General features: G+C 72.1%; 17 protein-coding genes. 8 read left to right on the forward strand and 9 right to left on the reverse strand.

Annotated elements, in window-relative coordinates:
- The first annotated feature begins 94 nt into the window (after nucleotides 1-94).
- Entirely contained in the window at nucleotides 95-973 is an 879-nt protein-coding gene (locus LQ326_RS20880) for a helix-turn-helix domain-containing protein (RefSeq protein WP_234538773.1), read from the forward strand.
- The gene (locus LQ326_RS20885; RefSeq protein ID WP_234538774.1) at nucleotides 970-1161 is read left to right on the forward strand and encodes a DUF397 domain-containing protein; all 192 of its coding nucleotides are present in this window, start codon (nucleotides 970-972) and stop codon (nucleotides 1159-1161) included. The genes LQ326_RS20880 and LQ326_RS20885 overlap by 4 nt, the downstream gene beginning before the upstream one ends.
- Before the next feature lie 89 nt (nucleotides 1162-1250).
- On the opposite strand, the gene LQ326_RS20890 is transcribed toward LQ326_RS20885, so the two are convergent.
- Together LQ326_RS20890 and LQ326_RS20895 are read right to left on the reverse strand one after the other, a co-directional pair.
- Nucleotides 1251-1538 (reverse strand): hypothetical protein, encoded by a 288-nt coding sequence (locus tag LQ326_RS20890; protein WP_234538775.1) that lies wholly within the window; start codon nucleotides 1536-1538, stop codon nucleotides 1251-1253.
- Between the two features lie 89 nt (nucleotides 1539-1627).
- Nucleotides 1628-2014, reverse strand: coding sequence for a winged helix-turn-helix transcriptional regulator (locus tag LQ326_RS20895; RefSeq protein ID WP_234538776.1), 387 nt, complete (start codon nucleotides 2012-2014; stop codon nucleotides 1628-1630).
- 122 nt (nucleotides 2015-2136) lie between these two features.
- On the opposite strand from LQ326_RS20895, the gene LQ326_RS20900 reads away from it, so the two are divergent.
- Nucleotides 2137-3072, forward strand: a complete 936-nt coding sequence (locus LQ326_RS20900) for an NADP-dependent oxidoreductase (protein WP_234538777.1) — start codon at nucleotides 2137-2139, stop codon at nucleotides 3070-3072.
- Between the two features lie 110 nt (nucleotides 3073-3182).
- Here the strand turns inward: LQ326_RS20900 and LQ326_RS20910 are convergent, their stop codons facing one another.
- Entirely contained in the window at nucleotides 3183-4790 is a 1608-nt protein-coding gene (locus tag LQ326_RS20910; protein WP_234538778.1) for an MFS transporter, read from the reverse strand.
- Between the two features lie 251 nt (nucleotides 4791-5041).
- Between LQ326_RS20910 and LQ326_RS20915 the strand changes: the two genes are divergently transcribed.
- Entirely contained in the window at nucleotides 5042-5647 is a 606-nt protein-coding gene (locus LQ326_RS20915; protein WP_234538779.1) for a helix-turn-helix domain-containing protein, read from the forward strand.
- 142 nt (nucleotides 5648-5789) lie between these two features.
- Here LQ326_RS20915 and LQ326_RS20920 read toward each other — a convergent pair whose 3' ends face one another.
- Both LQ326_RS20920 and LQ326_RS20925 read right to left on the reverse strand, forming a co-directional pair.
- Nucleotides 5790-7226, reverse strand: coding sequence for a sensor histidine kinase (locus LQ326_RS20920; protein ID WP_234538780.1), 1437 nt, complete (start codon nucleotides 7224-7226; stop codon nucleotides 5790-5792).
- Nucleotides 7223-7951: a response regulator transcription factor gene (locus tag LQ326_RS20925; RefSeq protein WP_234538782.1), complete on the reverse strand. Its 729-nt coding sequence runs from the start codon at nucleotides 7949-7951 to the stop codon at nucleotides 7223-7225. The genes LQ326_RS20920 and LQ326_RS20925 overlap by 4 nt, the downstream gene beginning before the upstream one ends.
- 220 nt (nucleotides 7952-8171) lie before the next feature.
- On the opposite strand from LQ326_RS20925, the gene LQ326_RS20930 reads away from it, so the two are divergent.
- Together LQ326_RS20930 and LQ326_RS20935 are read left to right on the forward strand one after the other, a co-directional pair.
- The gene (locus LQ326_RS20930) at nucleotides 8172-10403 is read left to right on the forward strand and encodes an MMPL family transporter (protein ID WP_234538785.1); all 2232 of its coding nucleotides are present in this window, start codon (nucleotides 8172-8174) and stop codon (nucleotides 10401-10403) included.
- A complete protein-coding gene (locus LQ326_RS20935) occupies nucleotides 10400-11140 on the forward strand; it encodes an LmeA family phospholipid-binding protein (protein WP_234538786.1) in 741 nt (246 codons plus the stop codon). Before LQ326_RS20930 ends, LQ326_RS20935 begins: the two co-directional genes overlap by 4 nt.
- A gap of 41 nt (nucleotides 11141-11181) precedes the next feature.
- On the opposite strand, the gene LQ326_RS20940 is transcribed toward LQ326_RS20935, so the two are convergent.
- Entirely contained in the window at nucleotides 11182-11322 is a 141-nt protein-coding gene (locus LQ326_RS20940) for a hypothetical protein (protein WP_234538787.1), read from the reverse strand.
- Nucleotides 11319-11747: a MarR family winged helix-turn-helix transcriptional regulator gene (locus tag LQ326_RS20945; RefSeq protein WP_234538788.1), complete on the reverse strand. Its 429-nt coding sequence runs from the start codon at nucleotides 11745-11747 to the stop codon at nucleotides 11319-11321. The genes LQ326_RS20940 and LQ326_RS20945 overlap by 4 nt, the downstream gene beginning before the upstream one ends.
- 175 nt (nucleotides 11748-11922) lie before the next feature.
- Between LQ326_RS20945 and LQ326_RS20950 the strand changes: the two genes are divergently transcribed.
- Together LQ326_RS20950 and LQ326_RS20955 are read left to right on the forward strand one after the other, a co-directional pair.
- Nucleotides 11923-12576 (forward strand): MBL fold metallo-hydrolase, encoded by a 654-nt coding sequence (locus LQ326_RS20950; protein ID WP_234538789.1) that lies wholly within the window; start codon nucleotides 11923-11925, stop codon nucleotides 12574-12576.
- 28 nt (nucleotides 12577-12604) lie between these two features.
- Complete coding sequence (locus LQ326_RS20955; RefSeq protein ID WP_234538790.1) at nucleotides 12605-13462, forward strand: fumarylacetoacetate hydrolase family protein; 858 nt, start codon at nucleotides 12605-12607, stop codon at nucleotides 13460-13462.
- A 146-nt stretch (nucleotides 13463-13608) separates the two neighbouring features.
- Here LQ326_RS20955 and LQ326_RS20960 read toward each other — a convergent pair whose 3' ends face one another.
- Together LQ326_RS20960 and LQ326_RS20965 are read right to left on the reverse strand one after the other, a co-directional pair.
- The gene (locus LQ326_RS20960) at nucleotides 13609-14919 is read right to left on the reverse strand and encodes an alpha-glucosidase/alpha-galactosidase (protein WP_234538791.1); all 1311 of its coding nucleotides are present in this window, start codon (nucleotides 14917-14919) and stop codon (nucleotides 13609-13611) included.
- Nucleotides 14916-15872: a carbohydrate kinase family protein gene (locus tag LQ326_RS20965; RefSeq protein ID WP_234538792.1), complete on the reverse strand. Its 957-nt coding sequence runs from the start codon at nucleotides 15870-15872 to the stop codon at nucleotides 14916-14918. Before LQ326_RS20965 ends, LQ326_RS20960 begins: the two co-directional genes overlap by 4 nt.
- Nucleotides 15873-15905: the final 33 nt, after the last annotated feature.

Here is a 15905-nt window from a genome sequence, read left to right on the forward strand (position 1 = left end):
GGCGCAGCGCGTCCGGCAGACGGTACGGGGTGGTGCCCGGGTCCGGAAGCGGATACGGCCCGGCGGCACGACGGCACAGGGGAAGGCGGCTGCGATGGTGACCGACAACGGCGTTGGGGCCGGCGGAAGTACCGGGCAGGCCGGGGGCAACGGAAGCTGCGAGCCGGAACTCTCGGACAGTCTGAAGACGTTCGGCGCGGTCCTCAAGGCCTTACGGGAGGAGGCCCGCCTGACGCAGGAGCAGTTCGCTCCGCTGGTGCGGTACTCGGCCGCGTACATCGCGAAGATCGAACAGGGGAAGCGGTTCCCGCCACGGGACCTGCTGGAGCGGTCCGAGGAGGTGCTGGGCGCGGTCGCGGGACGGGTACTGGGGGCGGCGGCGAAGAGTCTGACGCGGAAGGCGGGGTTGGCGTCGTGGTTCCGGCAGTGGGCGGGGATCGAGGAGGAGGCGATCTCGCTCTATGCGTATGAGTGCGCTGTAATTCCGGGCCTGCTCCAGCCTGAGCCGTACATTCGCGCGCTCTTCGAGCGGCGGCTTCCGCCTCTGTCGGAGGAGCAGTTCGAGCAACAGGTGACGGCTCGGCTTGAACGTCAGCGTCTCCTGACGGAGCGGCCGAACAGCACGTTCAGCTTCATCATCGAGCAGGCCCTGCTGGATCGTCGCTTGGCCGGCGACAGCGTCACACACACGCTGCTCACCAGCCTCCTCGAAGTGGGCCGTCTCCGGAACGTGGAGATTCAGGTCATGCCCAGGGTCCAGGAGGATCACTCCGGTTTCGAAGGCCCTCTCTACCTCGCTGAGACGGTGGAGAACCGATGGGTGGGCTACGTCGAAGCGCACGACTGCAGCATGCTTGTCACCGACACAAAAGCCGCAAGCGCCATGCTTCAGCGCTATGGCAAGATGCGCTCGCAGGCTCTGAGTCACCAGGCCACCGCGAGCCTGCTGGAGCAGATGCGAGGAGCGTTATGAGCACCACCGAACTTGCTTGGTTCAAGAGCAGCTACAGCGGCGGTGGGGGCGGCAACTGCGTTGAGGTCGCCGTGCGCGCCGACGTCGTTCTCGTACGGGACTCGAAGGACACGGACAGGCAGTCGCTGGCCGTGTCCGGCGATGCTTGGTCGGCGTTCACCGCGCTTGCGGCCGACTCGCGCGTCTGAACCGCGTCACGCAAGAGGATCTACCGGCGCAGACTCCGCCGCGAGGGCGAATCCCGCGGATTGATCAACGCCCAGTACACGCCCCAAGATCAGCCGAGACCACGATGGGCGGCCCACAACGCCCCGGCACGGCTGGCAGCATCGGAGACCAGGACCGCCAGTTCGGGCTTGTCGGGGACAGGGAACGAGACGTATGCACCCCGACCACCACCAACTGGTCTGCCATAGGCCTTCACGGCGAGGTGACCGTCCGGGAGAAGCCGAACGTTGAGCGTGGTCAGCGTGAACGCCTCACCGCGTCGAGTGTCCGTCCATCGGAGCGCCTGCGGTATCACGACATTGATCGCCAGAGCGCTTACTTCCAGGTCGCTGCTCATGGACGGATGATCTCACGCGAGTCGCCGGGCGCGGGCGGCAAAGGAAGTCGGTGGCGGCCTCGTTCGTCGGCCCCCGAGACGGCGCGCTATCAGTCGGCGGTGTCGATGTCGTAGCGTTCGCGGGCGGCGACGACCTCGTCCATGTTCTCTTCCGCCCAGCTCTTGATCGCCCGCATGACGGGGATCAAGCCCTCCCCCAACGGCGTCAGGGCGTAGTCCACGCGGACGGGCACCGAGGGTGTGACAGTGCGTTCGACGAGGCCGTCCCGTTCGAGGTTCCGGAGTGTCTGCGTCAGCATCTTCTGGCTGACGCTCACGAGCCGCCGGGAGAGATCGCTGTAGCGCTGTGGGCCTGCGGAGAGCGCGTTGACGATCAGGCTGACCCACTTGTTGCTGATCCGGTCCAGCAACTGCCGTGCGGGGCACTCCGCCAAGTACGCGTCGTAGGCAGCGCGGGCGTCGGACCGTGTCGCCATGGCTCTCCTTGAGGGGCGGTACGCACTTCGAAGTGCCTGCTTCCCAACAGAGAGTAGCTCTCCATAGGGTCGTCCTGCACACCATCTCTGTAGATCACGTAGATCACGGTGAGGAGTCGTCGATGCGTGCCGTTGTGGTGAGGTCCTTCGGCGGGCCGGAAGTCCTGGAGGTCAGTGAGGTCCCGGTGCCCGCGGTCGGCCCGGGACAGGTGCGTGTCCGGGTCGAGGCCGCCGCCGTCAATCCCGTCGACGCGGCGACGCGTTCCGGGGCGCTCGCCTCCGCGGGGCTGATGCCGCCGCGGGAAGTCATCGGCATCGGATGGGATGTCGCCGGACGCGTCGACGAGCTGGGTGCAGGTGTGACGACGTTCGCTCCCGGCGACAGGGTGATCGGCCTGCGGGACCGGCTCGACGTCTCGCTGGGCACATACGCCGATTTCGTCGTCCTCGACGCCGAGGCCGTCGCGCCCGCCCCCGAGGGCGTTTCGGCGACCGAGGCGGCCACGCTGCCCCTGAACGGGCTCACCGCCCTCCAGGCGCTGGACCTGCTGGCTCTGGAACCAGGCGCCACGTTGCTGGTCACCGGCGCCGCAGGTGCGGTGGGCGGGTTCGCGGTCGAACTGGCCGCGCTGCGCGGGCTGCAGGTGGCGGCAACCGCCGGTGCCGCGGACGAGGCATTCGTCCGGGCAGCGGGTGCACGGTGGTTCGTCCCGCGCTCCGCCGACCTGTCCCAGGCCGTCCGCGACCTCGTCCCCGGAGGCGTCGACGGGGCTCTTGACGCCGCTGTGCTCGGCGTACGGGCGCTTGGCGCCGTGCGCAACCGGGGGGCCTTCGTGTCGGTTGTCGCCGGCGCGGCTCCCGTACCGCTGCGCGGCATCAAAGTCTCCGAGCAGTGGGTCGCCGCGGACGGCTCCGCCCTCGCGTGGCTGTCCTCACTGGCTGCACGCGGTCAACTGTCCCTCCGTGTGGCCGATGCCCTGCCACTGAACCGTGCCGACGAGGCGCACAAGGCGCTCGCCCGGGGCGGCCTGCGGGGGCGGCTGGTCCTCACCCCGTGAGCCCGTTGCCCGTGGACCGGCCTGGCCGTGCTCGCCACGTGGGCCGCGGCCGCGCTGCTGGTCGGCAGCCTGCTGCTGCGCAGCCGCGACGCGTAGGACAGCTCCTCAGATCACCGACAGGACAGCGCCTCGTCGGCTGCCGCGTCGGCTCCGGCTCCGGCTGCGGGAGCAGGGTTCCTCGGGCCGCGGGCGAGGATGTAGAGGAACAGGACGCCCATGACGACCACGCCTGCCCACATGGCCTGCTGCCAGCCGTCGACGAAGGACTGCCGCGCGGCCTGGACGAGGTCCTGCGCGTGGGGGCCCGCACCGTTGGCCGCCTCGACGGCGTTCGCGACACCTTCGCGTGCGGTGTCCGCGGCGTCCTGGGGGACGCCGTCGAGCTTGCCGTCGATGGCGCTGCGGTATCCGGCGGACAGCAGTGCGCCGAGCAGGGCAACACCCAGGGCGGTGCCGAACTCGCGGGTGACGTCGTTGAGGGCGGAGGCGACGCCCTGCCTCTCGCGCGGCAGGGAGCTGGTGATGGCCTCGGTGGACGGGGTCATGGACAGGCCCATGCCGATGCCCATGGCGAGCATGCCGGGCAGGATCGACAGGTATCCGCCGTCGACGGAGACGATGAGGGCCATCAGCGCCAGGCCGGCACCGGCCACTGCGATTCCCGTGGCCATGGTGGAGCGGGAACCGATGCGCGCGGCCAGCCTGGGGGCCAGGCCGGAGGTCGTCATCATCGCCACGGCCATGGGCATCAGCGCGAGGGTGGACAGCAGGCCCGACCAGCCCAGGACGGCCTGGAAGAACGGGAAGAGGACGACGAAGATTCCGGCTTGTACGCCGAAGAGGGTCAGCAGCGTGATCGATCCGCCGGCCAGGCCGCGCTCGCGGAACAGGCGCACGTCCAGCAGGGCGGCGTCCTGGCGGCGCAGCTCCCAGACCACGAAGAGGACAGCGGCGAGGAGACCGACGGCAAGGCTGATCAGGGTGGCAGGGTCGCTCCAGCCGTGCTCGGGGCCTTCCTGGAGGACGAAGATGAGGCCGACGACGGTGACGGCGGAGGTCAGTGCGCCGACGGTGTCGAAGGAGTGGTCCGAGTGCTCACGGGAGTTGGGCACCGAGCGCACGGCCATGGCGAGTGCGACGACGACCAGCGCCACGGGCAGGATGAACAGGTAGCGCCAACTGGCAACGTCCACCAGGGCGGCGGAGAGGAACATGCCCAGGATGCCGCCGCCTCCGGCGACGCCGGTCCACACCCCGATCGCCTTGCCGCGCTGTTCCTCCGGGAAGACGGAAGTGATCACGGCGAGGGTGATGGGCATGATCGCCGCCGCGCCGATGCCGCTGAGCAGACGCGCGCCGAGCATGACCTCGGCCGACGGGGCGAGTCCGGCTGTCGCGCCGGCGACGCCGAAGACGATCAGGCCGGTGATCAGCATGGGCTTGCGGCCCAGCCGGTCACCTATGGCGCCGAGCGGCAGCAGCAGTGCGGCCAGGGTCAGTGTGTAGATGTTGATGATCCACAGGATCGTGCTCTGCGAGGCGCCGAACTCGACGGCCAGGTCGGGCTGCGCGACGTTCAGCCCGGATACCGAGGCGATGACTGCCATCAACGCGACACAGACCGCGATCAGGATGGTGCGCAGCTGACGCGCATCCGGCGCATCCCCGGCAGGGGCGGCGCCGTCGGCTGCGGGTGGTGCGGGCTGGTTCGTACTCATGGATTCCTCTCAAAAGGGCATGCCGAGGGCAGCAGCGGACCAATGTCCGGCCGCCGGGATCGAGTGGGAGGTCGGTGCTCGCGTGCCGGGCGCGCGTCAGGCGGTGGTGGTGCCGTTCGGGCCTGCGGCGCCGCTGCCGGTCACCACGGTGTCGGCGGTGCCCCGTTTCGCTCGTGCTCAGGCCCCGGTGGTTCCGGTCCTCTGCACAGGACGCTAAGCCCGCCTTGCGATGCAGGCATACCATCTTGCCCATGACGCAAGAAGAGAGTGAGCTGGACAGCCTCGTACGCAAGCGCATCCGTGCTCTGCGGGTGGCGCAGGGCTGGTCCCTGGAGGAACTGGCCGCCCGCGCCAGGGTCAGTCAGTCCACGCTCTCCCGTATCGAGAACGGCCGGCGCCGTCTCGCGCTGGACCAGTTGCTCACCCTCGCCCGCGCCCTGGACACCTCCCTGGACCAGCTGGTGGCGACCGCCTCCGACGACGTCGTCACCAGCCCCATGATCGACGGTGCGCACGGGCTGATGCGCTGGCCCATAAAGGGGGACCCCGGTATGAGCGTCGTGCGTCAGCGGATCACCGAGCCGCCCCCGGACAATCCCTCGCGCATGCGTGCCCACCAGGGCCGCGAATGGCTCGTGGTCCTGTCCGGCACCGCGGTCCTCCTGCTGGGCCACCGGCGCTTGCGCGTCGAGACGAACCAGGCCGCCGAGTTCCCCACGATGCTGCCGCACGCCATCGGTGCCGAGGGCGGTCCCTGCGAGATCCTCGGCATCTTCGACCGCGACGCCCGCCGGGGCCACCAGCGCGACAGCCGGCGCGACAGCGGCAACCGCGAATCGGACGGCTCCCGTACGTGACCGCCGGATGATCGTCCTGGCGTGACGGCATGACCCACGCGCACCAGCACACCTCCCCTGGCGCAGGGCACAGCCCGTACGGAATGCGCTCGACCTTTTACAGCTGGGGGCGGGTTACTTGCTCCCAGGTGCCCGAGCGGCGTCAGTGCGCATCCGCAGGGGGCAGCCGGACGGTGAAGCATGCGCCGCCTTCGGGTCCGTGGCCGACGACGGTGATGCGGCCGCCGAGGCGGGCTGCCAGCTTGTCGGCGATGGCGAGTCCCAGTCCGCTGCCCACCGGGCGGGTCGCCCGGTAGCGGTCGCGCAGCACTCCCCGACGGAACGCCGTGGCCTCGTCCTCGGGTGCGAGGCCGGGCCCGCCGTCCCGGACCTGAAGCTGCGGGCCGTCCGGGCCGCCGGGCTCGCCGGCGCGCAGCGCCAGGACGACGGGCTCCCCGGCCGGGACGACCCGAAGGGCGTTGCCGATCAGGCCGTCGAGGAGCTGCCGGACGCGGAAACCGTCGGTGACCGCCTCGACGGGGCCGGCGGGCAGTTCGGTCCGCAGGACGACCCCGTACTCGTCGGCCTTCACGCGCCAGGCGGCGGCCGCCTGTCCGAGGACGTCCGCCAGGTCGGTGGGGGCCGGATCGAGACGGAAGTCGTCCGCCTCCAGTCGCGCCAGGGCGAGCAGGTCACTGGTGAACGCCTCCAGCCGGTGCGTCTCGGACAGCAGGGTGGTGCCGACCTGGGCGGCCTCGTCAGCCGCGACGACGCCGTCCGCCAGCGCCTCGGCGTATCCGGTGACGACGGTGAGAGGAGTGCGGATCTCGTGGGAGACGGACAACAGGAATTCCCGCTGCCGCTGTTCGGCGTCGGCGAGGGCCGCGTCCAGCACGGCCAGCGAGTGGTGCAGTGCGTCGGCTTCGGCCGTACCGCCCGGCCGGTGTCCGGGCAGCCCCCGCTCGCCCGCGGCGAGCCGTCCGGCTGCCGCGGCGGCCGTCGCCAGGGGGCGGGCGATGCGGCCGCCCGCGACCGCGCCGACGAGGGCCGCTCCGCACAGACCAATGAGCAGGGGGAGGACGAGTGCCCGCCGGGTGCCGTCGACGGCCTCCTGCACGTAGGTGGCCGGGCGGGTCAGCACGGCCGCGCCTCCGTTCCGGCCGGGGCGGCCCTCCACCAGGATCTGCTCTCCCCCGAGGCTGCCCGAGGACGACAGTTCGTGCCCGGCCAGCAGCGTGTCCCGGTCGGCGTGGGTGAGGACGGCCGCGGCCGGACCGGAGACGGAGCCGTCCGGCGCGATGACCGCGACACGCACGCCGGCGACCTGCGCGTAGGGCCCGGCGCCCGGCGCGAGAAGCGTGGAGAGAGCGGGCAGCCGGGCGAGGGCCTGGGCCTGGCGCCCGAGCTGGTCACGCTCGCGGTGCTCGGCCTGCCGGCCCGCCGCCTGCCAGGCGGTCACCCCGGTCAGGGCCGCCGCCAGCAGCGCCACCGAGGCCGTGGCGGCCGCCAGCACCCAGCGCAGCGACGGCGGACGGGAGCCGCCCGGCAGCAGGCGCCCCGCAGCGCACCACACGCGCAGGAGCCGCTGTGTTCCCCTCACTGGGGTATCCGGTAGCTGTAGCCGACGCCGCGGACCGTGCGGATCGGCGTGGGATCGCCCAGTTTGGCGCGGAGCTGCGAGACATAGACGTCCACGACCCGTCCGTCCCCGTAATCGGCATGCCCCCACACGGTGGCCATCAGCTGGGCCCGGCTGAACACCTGGCCCGGGCTGCGCGCCAGGTGGTACAGCAGGTTGAACTCGGTCGTGGTCAGCTCCGCCGGGGCGCCGTCCACGCACACCGTGCGGCGCGCCGGGTCGACTGTGATCCGGCCCCGCACCAGCGGTCCCGGCTCGGGCGGGCCGGCGGTGCGCCGCAGCACCGCGTTCACCCGGGCGACCAGTTCGCGCGGGGAGAACGGTTTGGTGACGTAGTCGTCGGCGCCCAGTTCCAGGCACAGCACCCGGTCGGCCTCCTCGTCGCGGGCGGTGACCAGCAGCAGTGGAGTCCAGTCGTGTGCGGCTCGCAGGCGGCGGCAGAACTCGACCCCGTCGACCGCACCGGGCAGGCCGATGTCCAGCAGGACCGCGACCGGCCGCAACCGCGCCAGCGCCGCCAGACCGGCCTCGCCGTCCCCCTCGACGTGCACCCCGAAGCCCTCCCGGGCGAGGTAGAGCCGCTCCAGTTCGGCGATGCGGTGTTCGTCCTCCACCACCAGCACCAGTCCGCGGACGGCGCGGGGCGCCGAGCCGGGCAGGACCGAGGGCGGGTCTGCGGTGGGCACGGGCTGTTCACTCTCCTGACCGCGGCCGGTGCGTCCTGTCCAGGGCCTGGCCGGCGAACTCGTCGCGTCCGTCGATGTTAATGCCGCCGGGCGGTGCGGGCCGGGCGCGACCAGGGGCCTTACATTCCCCGAACATTCGCCAGACAGAACCTTGGTACAGCGGGCCCAGACTGCTGCCGCGGCGCCGCCGCATGTCCGTTCCCCCTGTCATGAGGTGACGATGTCCACCGCACAGCCCACTCTCCCGGACGCACGGCCGCGGGCCGTACGCCGCCCCGGACTGCTCCACCGCACGGGGCGCTGGTGCGCGCTGCGCCCGCGCCGGGTCGTGGCCGCCTGGCTGCTCCTGCTCGCGGCCTTCGTCGGCCTGGCACACGCCTTCGGCGGCACGTACAGCGACGACTTCACGTTGCCCGGGTCCCAGGTGCAGACCGGCACCGATCTGCTGAGGGTGCACGCGTCGGGCGTCGGCAGGGGCACCCAGTCCCCGATCGTCCTGCACACCGCGCACGGCACCGTCCAGGACCACGAGCAGGAAGTGGCGGGCGCCGTGGCGGCCCTGGGGAAGGTCCCGCACGTCCTGGGGGTGAGCGACCCGCTGAGCCCCGGCGCCCCCGCCGGCTCGCTCGCCGAGGACGGCCGGACGGCACTGGTGCAGGTGTCCTTCGACGCCAACCCGGGGAGCTACGAGGACGGGTGGCTCAGCCGGATCGACGGGGCCGTGGCAGGCCTGCGGCACGACGGTGTCCAGGTCGAGTACGGAAGCCAGCTCGGCCAGTCCGTGTCCCACGGGAAAGGCGACCGGCTGCCGGAACTCATCGGACTCGCCACAGCGATCGTCGTACTGCTCTTCGGTTTCGGCTCGGTCGTCGCGGCCGGGGTGCCGCTGGTGGCGGCCGTCGCCGGACTCGGCATGGGGCTGCTCGCCCTGAAGGTGCTCGCCTCGCACATCGGCTTCGCCACCACCGCCCCGACCCTGGCCACCATGATCGGACTCGGCGTGGGCCTGGACTACGCCCTGTTCCTGACCACCCGTCACCGGCGTCTGCTGCGCGACACCGGCGACGTGGGCGAGGCGGCCGGCCGCGCGGTGGCCTCCAGCGGACGCGCCGTGCTCGTGGCCGCGGGCACGGTCGCCGTCGCGCTGGCCGGGCTCAGCGCGTCCGGCATCTCCTTCCTGGGCGCGCTCGGTGCCGCCGCCTGTCTCACCGTCGTCACCGCCGCGGCCGCCGCTCTCACCCTCACCCCGGCGCTGCTCGGCTGGTTCGGTCCCCGTGTCGACCGCTGGCGGGTCCGCCGGCCCGTCGACGAACCCGACGGCGGCCAGGACTTCTGGCACCGCTGGGCCGACGGCATCCGGCGCCACCCGGTGCGGGCGCTGGCCGGCGGTCTGCTGCTGCTCGGCGTCCTCGCGGCACCCGCCCTGTCCATGCGTACGGCGCACGTCGACGCCGGTGCCGCCGCCCCGGACACCACCGGGCGCCGGGCGTACGACCTGATCTCCGGCGCCTTCGGGCCGGGCAGCAACGGCCCCCTCACCCTCGTCGTCACCCTCGCCCCGGACCACCCCCCGACCGACGCCGACCGGTCCCGAACAGCGGGGGAACTGCACGACGCACTCGCGGCGGACCCGCGGGTCGCCTCCGCGGGCACCCCGGTGGCCACCGCGGACGGGGCGCTGCTGACCACGCGGATCGTGCCCCGCACCGGGCCGCAGGACCAGGACACGGCGGACCTCGTGCACGACCTCACCGACACCGTGCTGCCCCGCACCCTCGGCCCCGAGGACGCGCACGGCTACCTCACCGGCCCCACCGCCGGCCAGATCGTCTTCCGTGACACGCTGGCCGACAAGCTCCCCCTGGTCATCGGTGTGGTCACGGCGGCGGCCTTCGTCCTGCTGGTGCTCGTCTTCCGGGCCCCCGTCCTGGCGGTCAAGGCCGCGCTGCTCAACCTGCTGTCCATCGGCGCCGCCTGGGGTGTCCTGGTCGCCGTCTTCCAGTGGGGCTGGGGCTCCTCGCTGCTGGGCGTGGACGAACAGGTGCCCCTTGAGCCCTACGTCCCGGCGCTGATGTTCGCCATCGTCTTCGGCCTGTCCATGGACTACGAGGTCTTCCTGCTCTCCCGGGTCCGTGAGCACTGGCTGGCCGGTGCGGACACCCACTCCAGCGTCGCCGAGGGTCTGGCCGCCACGGCCCGTGTCATCTCCTGCGCCGCCCTCGTCATGACCAGCGTCTTCCTCGCGTTCCTGCTGAACGACAGCGTCGTCGTCAAGATGCTGGCTCTCGGGCTCGCCCTCAGCATCGTGCTCGACGCCACGGTCGTACGGCTGATACTCGTCCCGGCCGCCATGTACCTGCTGCGTGAGGTCAACTGGTGGCTGCCGTCATGGCTGGACCGGCTCCTCCCGCACCTCGACGCCGAGGGCTCCGCGTCGGCCGGCGCCCGGTGAGGCGCCGGCTGCTGCCCGCCGGACGGGCCGCCCGTGCCGCCCTGGGCGTGGCGCTCGCCCTGGTGGTCCTCTGCGCGTCGGGCGAGGCCGTGGTCCGGCGCACCGTGGCCGAGCGGGTGACGGCCGCCCTGGGCGGCCGGCTGGGCGGTAGCCCGGACGTGTCCCTGGGGGCACGGCCGGCGCTGCTCACCCTGCTGGACGGCACCCTGCCGACGGTGACGGTGGCGGGGCGCGCGAACGCGGCGGGTTTCACCGGCATTCCGGTCACCGCGGTGCTGTCCGGGGCGGTCGTCGACCGGTCCCGGCACACCGCCGAGGTGTCCGGCTCCCGGGTCACCGCGGAGGTGTCCACCGCGGCGGTCACCCGGCGCCTGGCCTCGACCGCCGGCCAGGGCGGCGCGGCGGTCTCCGGCGTCACCGCCGAGCCCGCTTCCGGAACCCTCGGACTCGCCGTCCGCGGCGGTCTCGCCACCGTCCGGGTGCGGCCCGCCGTCCACGACAGCCGGCTCTCGCTCTCCGTGGTGGACGGCGAGGTCCTCGGCTCGGCGGCCCCCGCGGCGCTGCTCGACCGCGTGCAGTCCCGCGTGGACAGCCTCGCCGCGTCGGGCCGGCGGGAAGGCCGGGACGGCGCCGTCGGCGCGCTCGGCCTGAGGCTGAAGGACGTCACCGTCACCGACGAGGGGCTGCGGCTCGTCCTCACCGGCGGCACGGCCACGTTGGACGGGAGCGGCTCCTGAGGAGACGGCCGCGGTCGCACAGCGGGAGTGCCCGGCCCCGGTCACGCCTCATGTCGTCGCCTTGCCGTCCAGGCGTCGGTCAGCCGGTCGCCGCCGCCCTCGCCGACCGGCCCGAACCGCGGGTCCACGGCACCGCCGCCGTCGCGGCGGCCCTCGGCGGCCAGGACGGCCGCCGTGCTCACCGGTTGCGCAGGCGCGCCGTCAGCCGGGCCAGCAGGGGCAGCGCCGCCGCGAGTGTCGCGCGTTCCTCGGCGCTCAGCGAGTCGCCGATGGCGCCGCCGAGCGTCGCCGCGCGCCTGCGCCGTTCCTCGGCGAGGCGCTCGCTTCCCGCGGGAGTGAGGTGCAGCAGGAGCTTGCGGCCGTCCGCGGGGTGCGCCTCGGTACGTACCAGGTCCTGAGCCACCAGCCCCTTGACCGCCTTGGCGACCGCCTGATGGCTGACGCCCCGCTGCTGGGCGACGTCGGCGGTGGTCGCCGGGCCGTCGCGGTCGAGACAGCCCAGGACGGCGGACTCGGTCGCGGGCATGGTGTCGGCGGTGCGCACGGCGCGCACCAGCTGTCCGACGGTGAGCCGGAGTTCCTCGGCGAGTCGGTTGTCGTCGTCCATGGCGGCAAACTACCCGGGTTTCCACAACCGGTCTGTACAACCTGGTTGCGCCACCTCTCGCGCAAAGCCTCCCCCAGCCCCTCGTCAGCCGCCACACCTCGCGCGATATATACAACCAAGGTGTACAGTTTGGTTGTAGAAATTGCTCGGACTGACTCGGACTGAGAGGAATCCCGTGAAGCTCACCAAGCACGCCCACGCCTGCGTCACCGTCGAGAAGGACGACACCCGTCTGGTGATCGACCCCGGCACCTTCACCCCGGACGCGGCGGCCGCCGTCGCCCGGGCGCAAGCGGTCCTGATCACCCACGAGCACTTCGACCACTTCGACGAGAAGCTGGTCGCCGCCGCCCTCGCCGACCGGCCCGAACTTCGTGTCTACGGCACCGCCGCCGTCACGGCGGCCCTCGGCGGCCCGAGCGGCCGCGTGCACACCGTCGCCGCCGGCGACACCTTCACCGTCGGCTCCATCCCCGTCGCCGTGCACGGGCACCGCCACGCGCTGATCCACGCCGACCTCCCGTGCCCCGACAACGTCGGCTACCTCCTCGACGAGGGCACTCTCTACCACCCCGGCGACGCCTACTTCGCACCCGACGCCCCCGTGCGCACCCTGCTGCTCCCCACCAGCGGACCGTGGACGAAGCTCGGCGACGCCGCTGACTACGTCCGCGCCGTCAAGCCCGGACAGGTCATCCAGATCCACGAACTCATGCTCAGCGAACTCGGGCAGCACTCCGTCGCCAACCTCCTGGGCGAGAACGGCCTGACCGGCACCGCGATCCAGCGCCTCGCGCCGGGCACCACCGTCCAGCTCCAGGACCGGTGAGGCCACGGCTCCCCGACGAAGGAGCGGCATGCGCTTCGCGACGATCCGCACCGGCGACACCCTCACCGCCGCCCGCATCGAGGGCGACCGCGCCGTCCTGGTCGACGCCACCGACGCCGTCGACGCGTACCGGCGCCGAGACCGGCTGCGGGACATCGGCGAGACAGACGCCGGCACCGCCCACTACGCCCGTGTCTCGCCCACCCCGGCGCACATCCTGTGCGTCGGCCTCAACTACCGCAGCCACATCCGGGAACTGCGGCTCCCCACCCCCGAGTATCCGACGTTCTTCGCCAAGTTCGCCTCCACCCTGACCGGCCCACGGGACACCATCACCCTGCCCCGCGTCAGCGACCACATCGACGGGGAGGCGGAACTGGCGGTCGTCGTCGGACGCCGCCTCCGCCGTGCCGGCCCGCGGGAGGCGACGGAGGCCATCGCCGGCTACACCGTCGCCAACGACCTGTCGATGCGCGACTGGCAGCACCGCACGACCGAAGCACTCCAGGGCAAGGTCTTCGACCGCTCCACCCCCCTGGGTCCGCTCCTTGTCACCCCCGAGGAAGTCGACGACGCCCGTGACCTGACCATCACCTTCTCCGTCGACGGCGTCGAACGGCAGCGCGGGTCCACCGCCGACCTCGTGTTCACGCCGGCGCAACTCCTGTCCTACTGCAGTACCTTCCTCACTCTCGAACCCGGTGACGTCGTCCTGACCGGCACACCGGGAAGGACACCCCGCGCGGCCGGCCCACTCGTACCCGGACAGCGATTGGTCACCGCGATCGAGGGCCTGGGAGAGGCCATCAACCCGACCGCAGCGGATCCGCTGCCCGACACCTGTCCCGCCTGGACGGAACGGAACTCCGACACCGCGATGACCTGACATCCGCGCCCGACGGCCCGACCCACATCATGACCGAGCCGCACGCTTCGACGGGCAACGCGTGCGCGGGGTCGGCCGTATCAGTTCACTTCGCACCTGGTCCGGCCGGCGGGCCGGCACACTGTCGGCCCGCCGGTCTCAGCCGCTCACGAGCCCAGGCGGACACGCAGCCCGGGCGGGAGGAGGTCGCCGTGGGCGGTGACCATGTCGTCGCACAGACGCCAGATGTCCTCGACCGGCAGCGCCGCGGCCGTGGCGGGGTCGGTCATCGCCGCGTGCCTGATGTGCCGCGGTTCGTCCTCGATCACCGCCCGCACCACCAGGTCGTTCGCGCTCAGGTAGGTGCGGTTGAGCGCCGCCAGCTGGGGTGGGAGGGAACCGACTCGGGTCGGCTGGACGCCCAGCGAGTCCACCAGGCACGGCACCTCGACGACGCCGTGCGCGGGCAGGTTGTCGATCAGGGCCCGGTTGGGGACGTTGCCGTAGACCGTGCGCGGGATGCCGGTGACCATGCTGTGGATGATCTGGGGCGCGTACTCCATCGTCCCCTCGACGGCGACCGGTGCCCCGGCGGTCAGCGCGTCGCGGGTCTTCTCGTAGGTGGCGACGTTCTCGTCGACGATCTTGAGGTACTCGCCGATCGGCAGCCGCAGCCGTTCGACCTCGCTGCTGTGGTGCAGGTACCAGGGCACGTACTCGGAGGAGTGCTCGCTGGTCTCCGTCGGGTAGTAGCCGAGCCGGCGGTACATGTCGACCCGCACCCTGCGGCGCAACTGGTCGTCGGAGGCGATCAGTTCGTCGAGCTTCGGGTAGAGGCTCCGGCCCTGGTGCTCGAAGCGCAGCACCCACGCCTGGTGGTTGACGCCCGCGGCGTGGTAACTGATCTCCTCGTAGGGGACCTTGACCAGATCGGCGAGATCGCGCATCGTCCAGTACACCGAATGGCACAGTCCCACCACCCGGGTCAGGCCGGTGGCCTGCGTCAGGTACTGGACGTTCATGGCCATGGGGTTGGTGTAGTTCAGCAGCCAGGCCTGCGGGCAGACCTCGGCGATGTCCCGCCCCAGTTCGCCGAGGAACGGCAAGGTGCGCAGGGCACGGAAGATGCCACCGATGCCGAGGGTGTCGCCGATGGTCTGGCGTACGCCGTAGCGGGCCGGTACCTCGAAGTCGGTCCGGGTGGCGTCGCCCATACCGATCTGCACGATGTTGATGACGAAGTCGGCCTCCGCCAGGGCCTTGCGGCGGTCGGTGTCCGCGGTGACGGTGGGATCGGCGCCGAGGGTGTCCGCGATCCGGACGGCGGCGGCGTACGCGGTGGCCAGACGCTCGGTGTCGATGTCGTGCAAGGCGATGTGCGCCGACTTCAGTTCGGCGAACGCGAGGAGGTCGGCGAGCAGTCCCTGGGTGAAGACGACGCTGCCTGCGCCGATGAAGGCGATCTTGGGGGTGGTCATACCGGGGCTTCCTCGGTCTCGGAAAGGCGGGCGAGGACTTCGTCCCGCGTGGGCTGTGCGGTGGTGCCGCCGTGAGCACGGGTGGACAGGGCTCCGCAGACCGCGGCGAAGCGGAGCGCTTCCGGCAGGGGTCTCCCGTCGAGCAGGGCGGCGATGAATCCGGCGTCGAAGCTGTCCCCGGCGCCCACCGCGTCGACCGGCCGGACCCGGATGCCCCGGGTGGTGAAGAGCCGTTCGCCATCGTGGCACAGCGCGCCGTCTGCGCCGTTCTTGACCGCGGTGACCGGGCCACGGCGGGCGAGCCGTGCGGCGGCCTCGGCGGGATCGTCGGTATCGAGGCGGGCCAGGCGCCGGGCTTCCGCGGCGTTCGGCAGCAGGAAGTCGGTGTGGGCCAGGACCGCGTCCAGGCCCGAGGCCTCCCACCGGCCCGCCGGGTCGTCGTTGGTGTCCAGGGAGGTGGTGGCGCCGTGCCGACGTGCGGTGCGCAGGAGTTCCGGGAGCGCGATCGCGAGCTGTGGCATCAGGAAGTAGGAGGCCGAGTGGACGTGCCGGGCGGCCCCCAGCAGTGTCGCGGGCACGTCGTCGGCCGTGGTCGCGGCCAGGGTGCCGGGGGCGGTGACGATGGCCCGGTCGTCCCCGCGGGTGAGCACGACCGTCATGGGGGTGGGCCGGCGGGGGTCGAGCCGCAGCGCCTCGGTGTCGACGCCGTGGGCGCCGAGCCGGTCGCGCATGTAACGGCCGGCGTCGTCGTCGCCCACCCGGCCGGCGAAGGCGACCCTGAGACCGAGGCGTGCGGCCCCGCAGGCGACGATCGCGCCGGATCCCCCGACGGTGAGGGTGCCGGTGGGCACCAACTGTTCGCGCTGGCCGAAGGCGAGCGGGCCGTCGAGCGGGCCGACGACGACGTCGGGGTTGGCGTCACCGATGACGAGCAGGTCGAAGGTGTGCGGCATTGAGGTGTTCCTGCCTGAGTGGTGTGTCGGGTG

Origin of the sequence: Streptomyces shenzhenensis (assembly GCF_021462265.1) — a bacterium.
Classification (GTDB): Bacteria; Actinomycetota; Actinomycetes; order Streptomycetales; family Streptomycetaceae; genus Streptomyces; species Streptomyces shenzhenensis.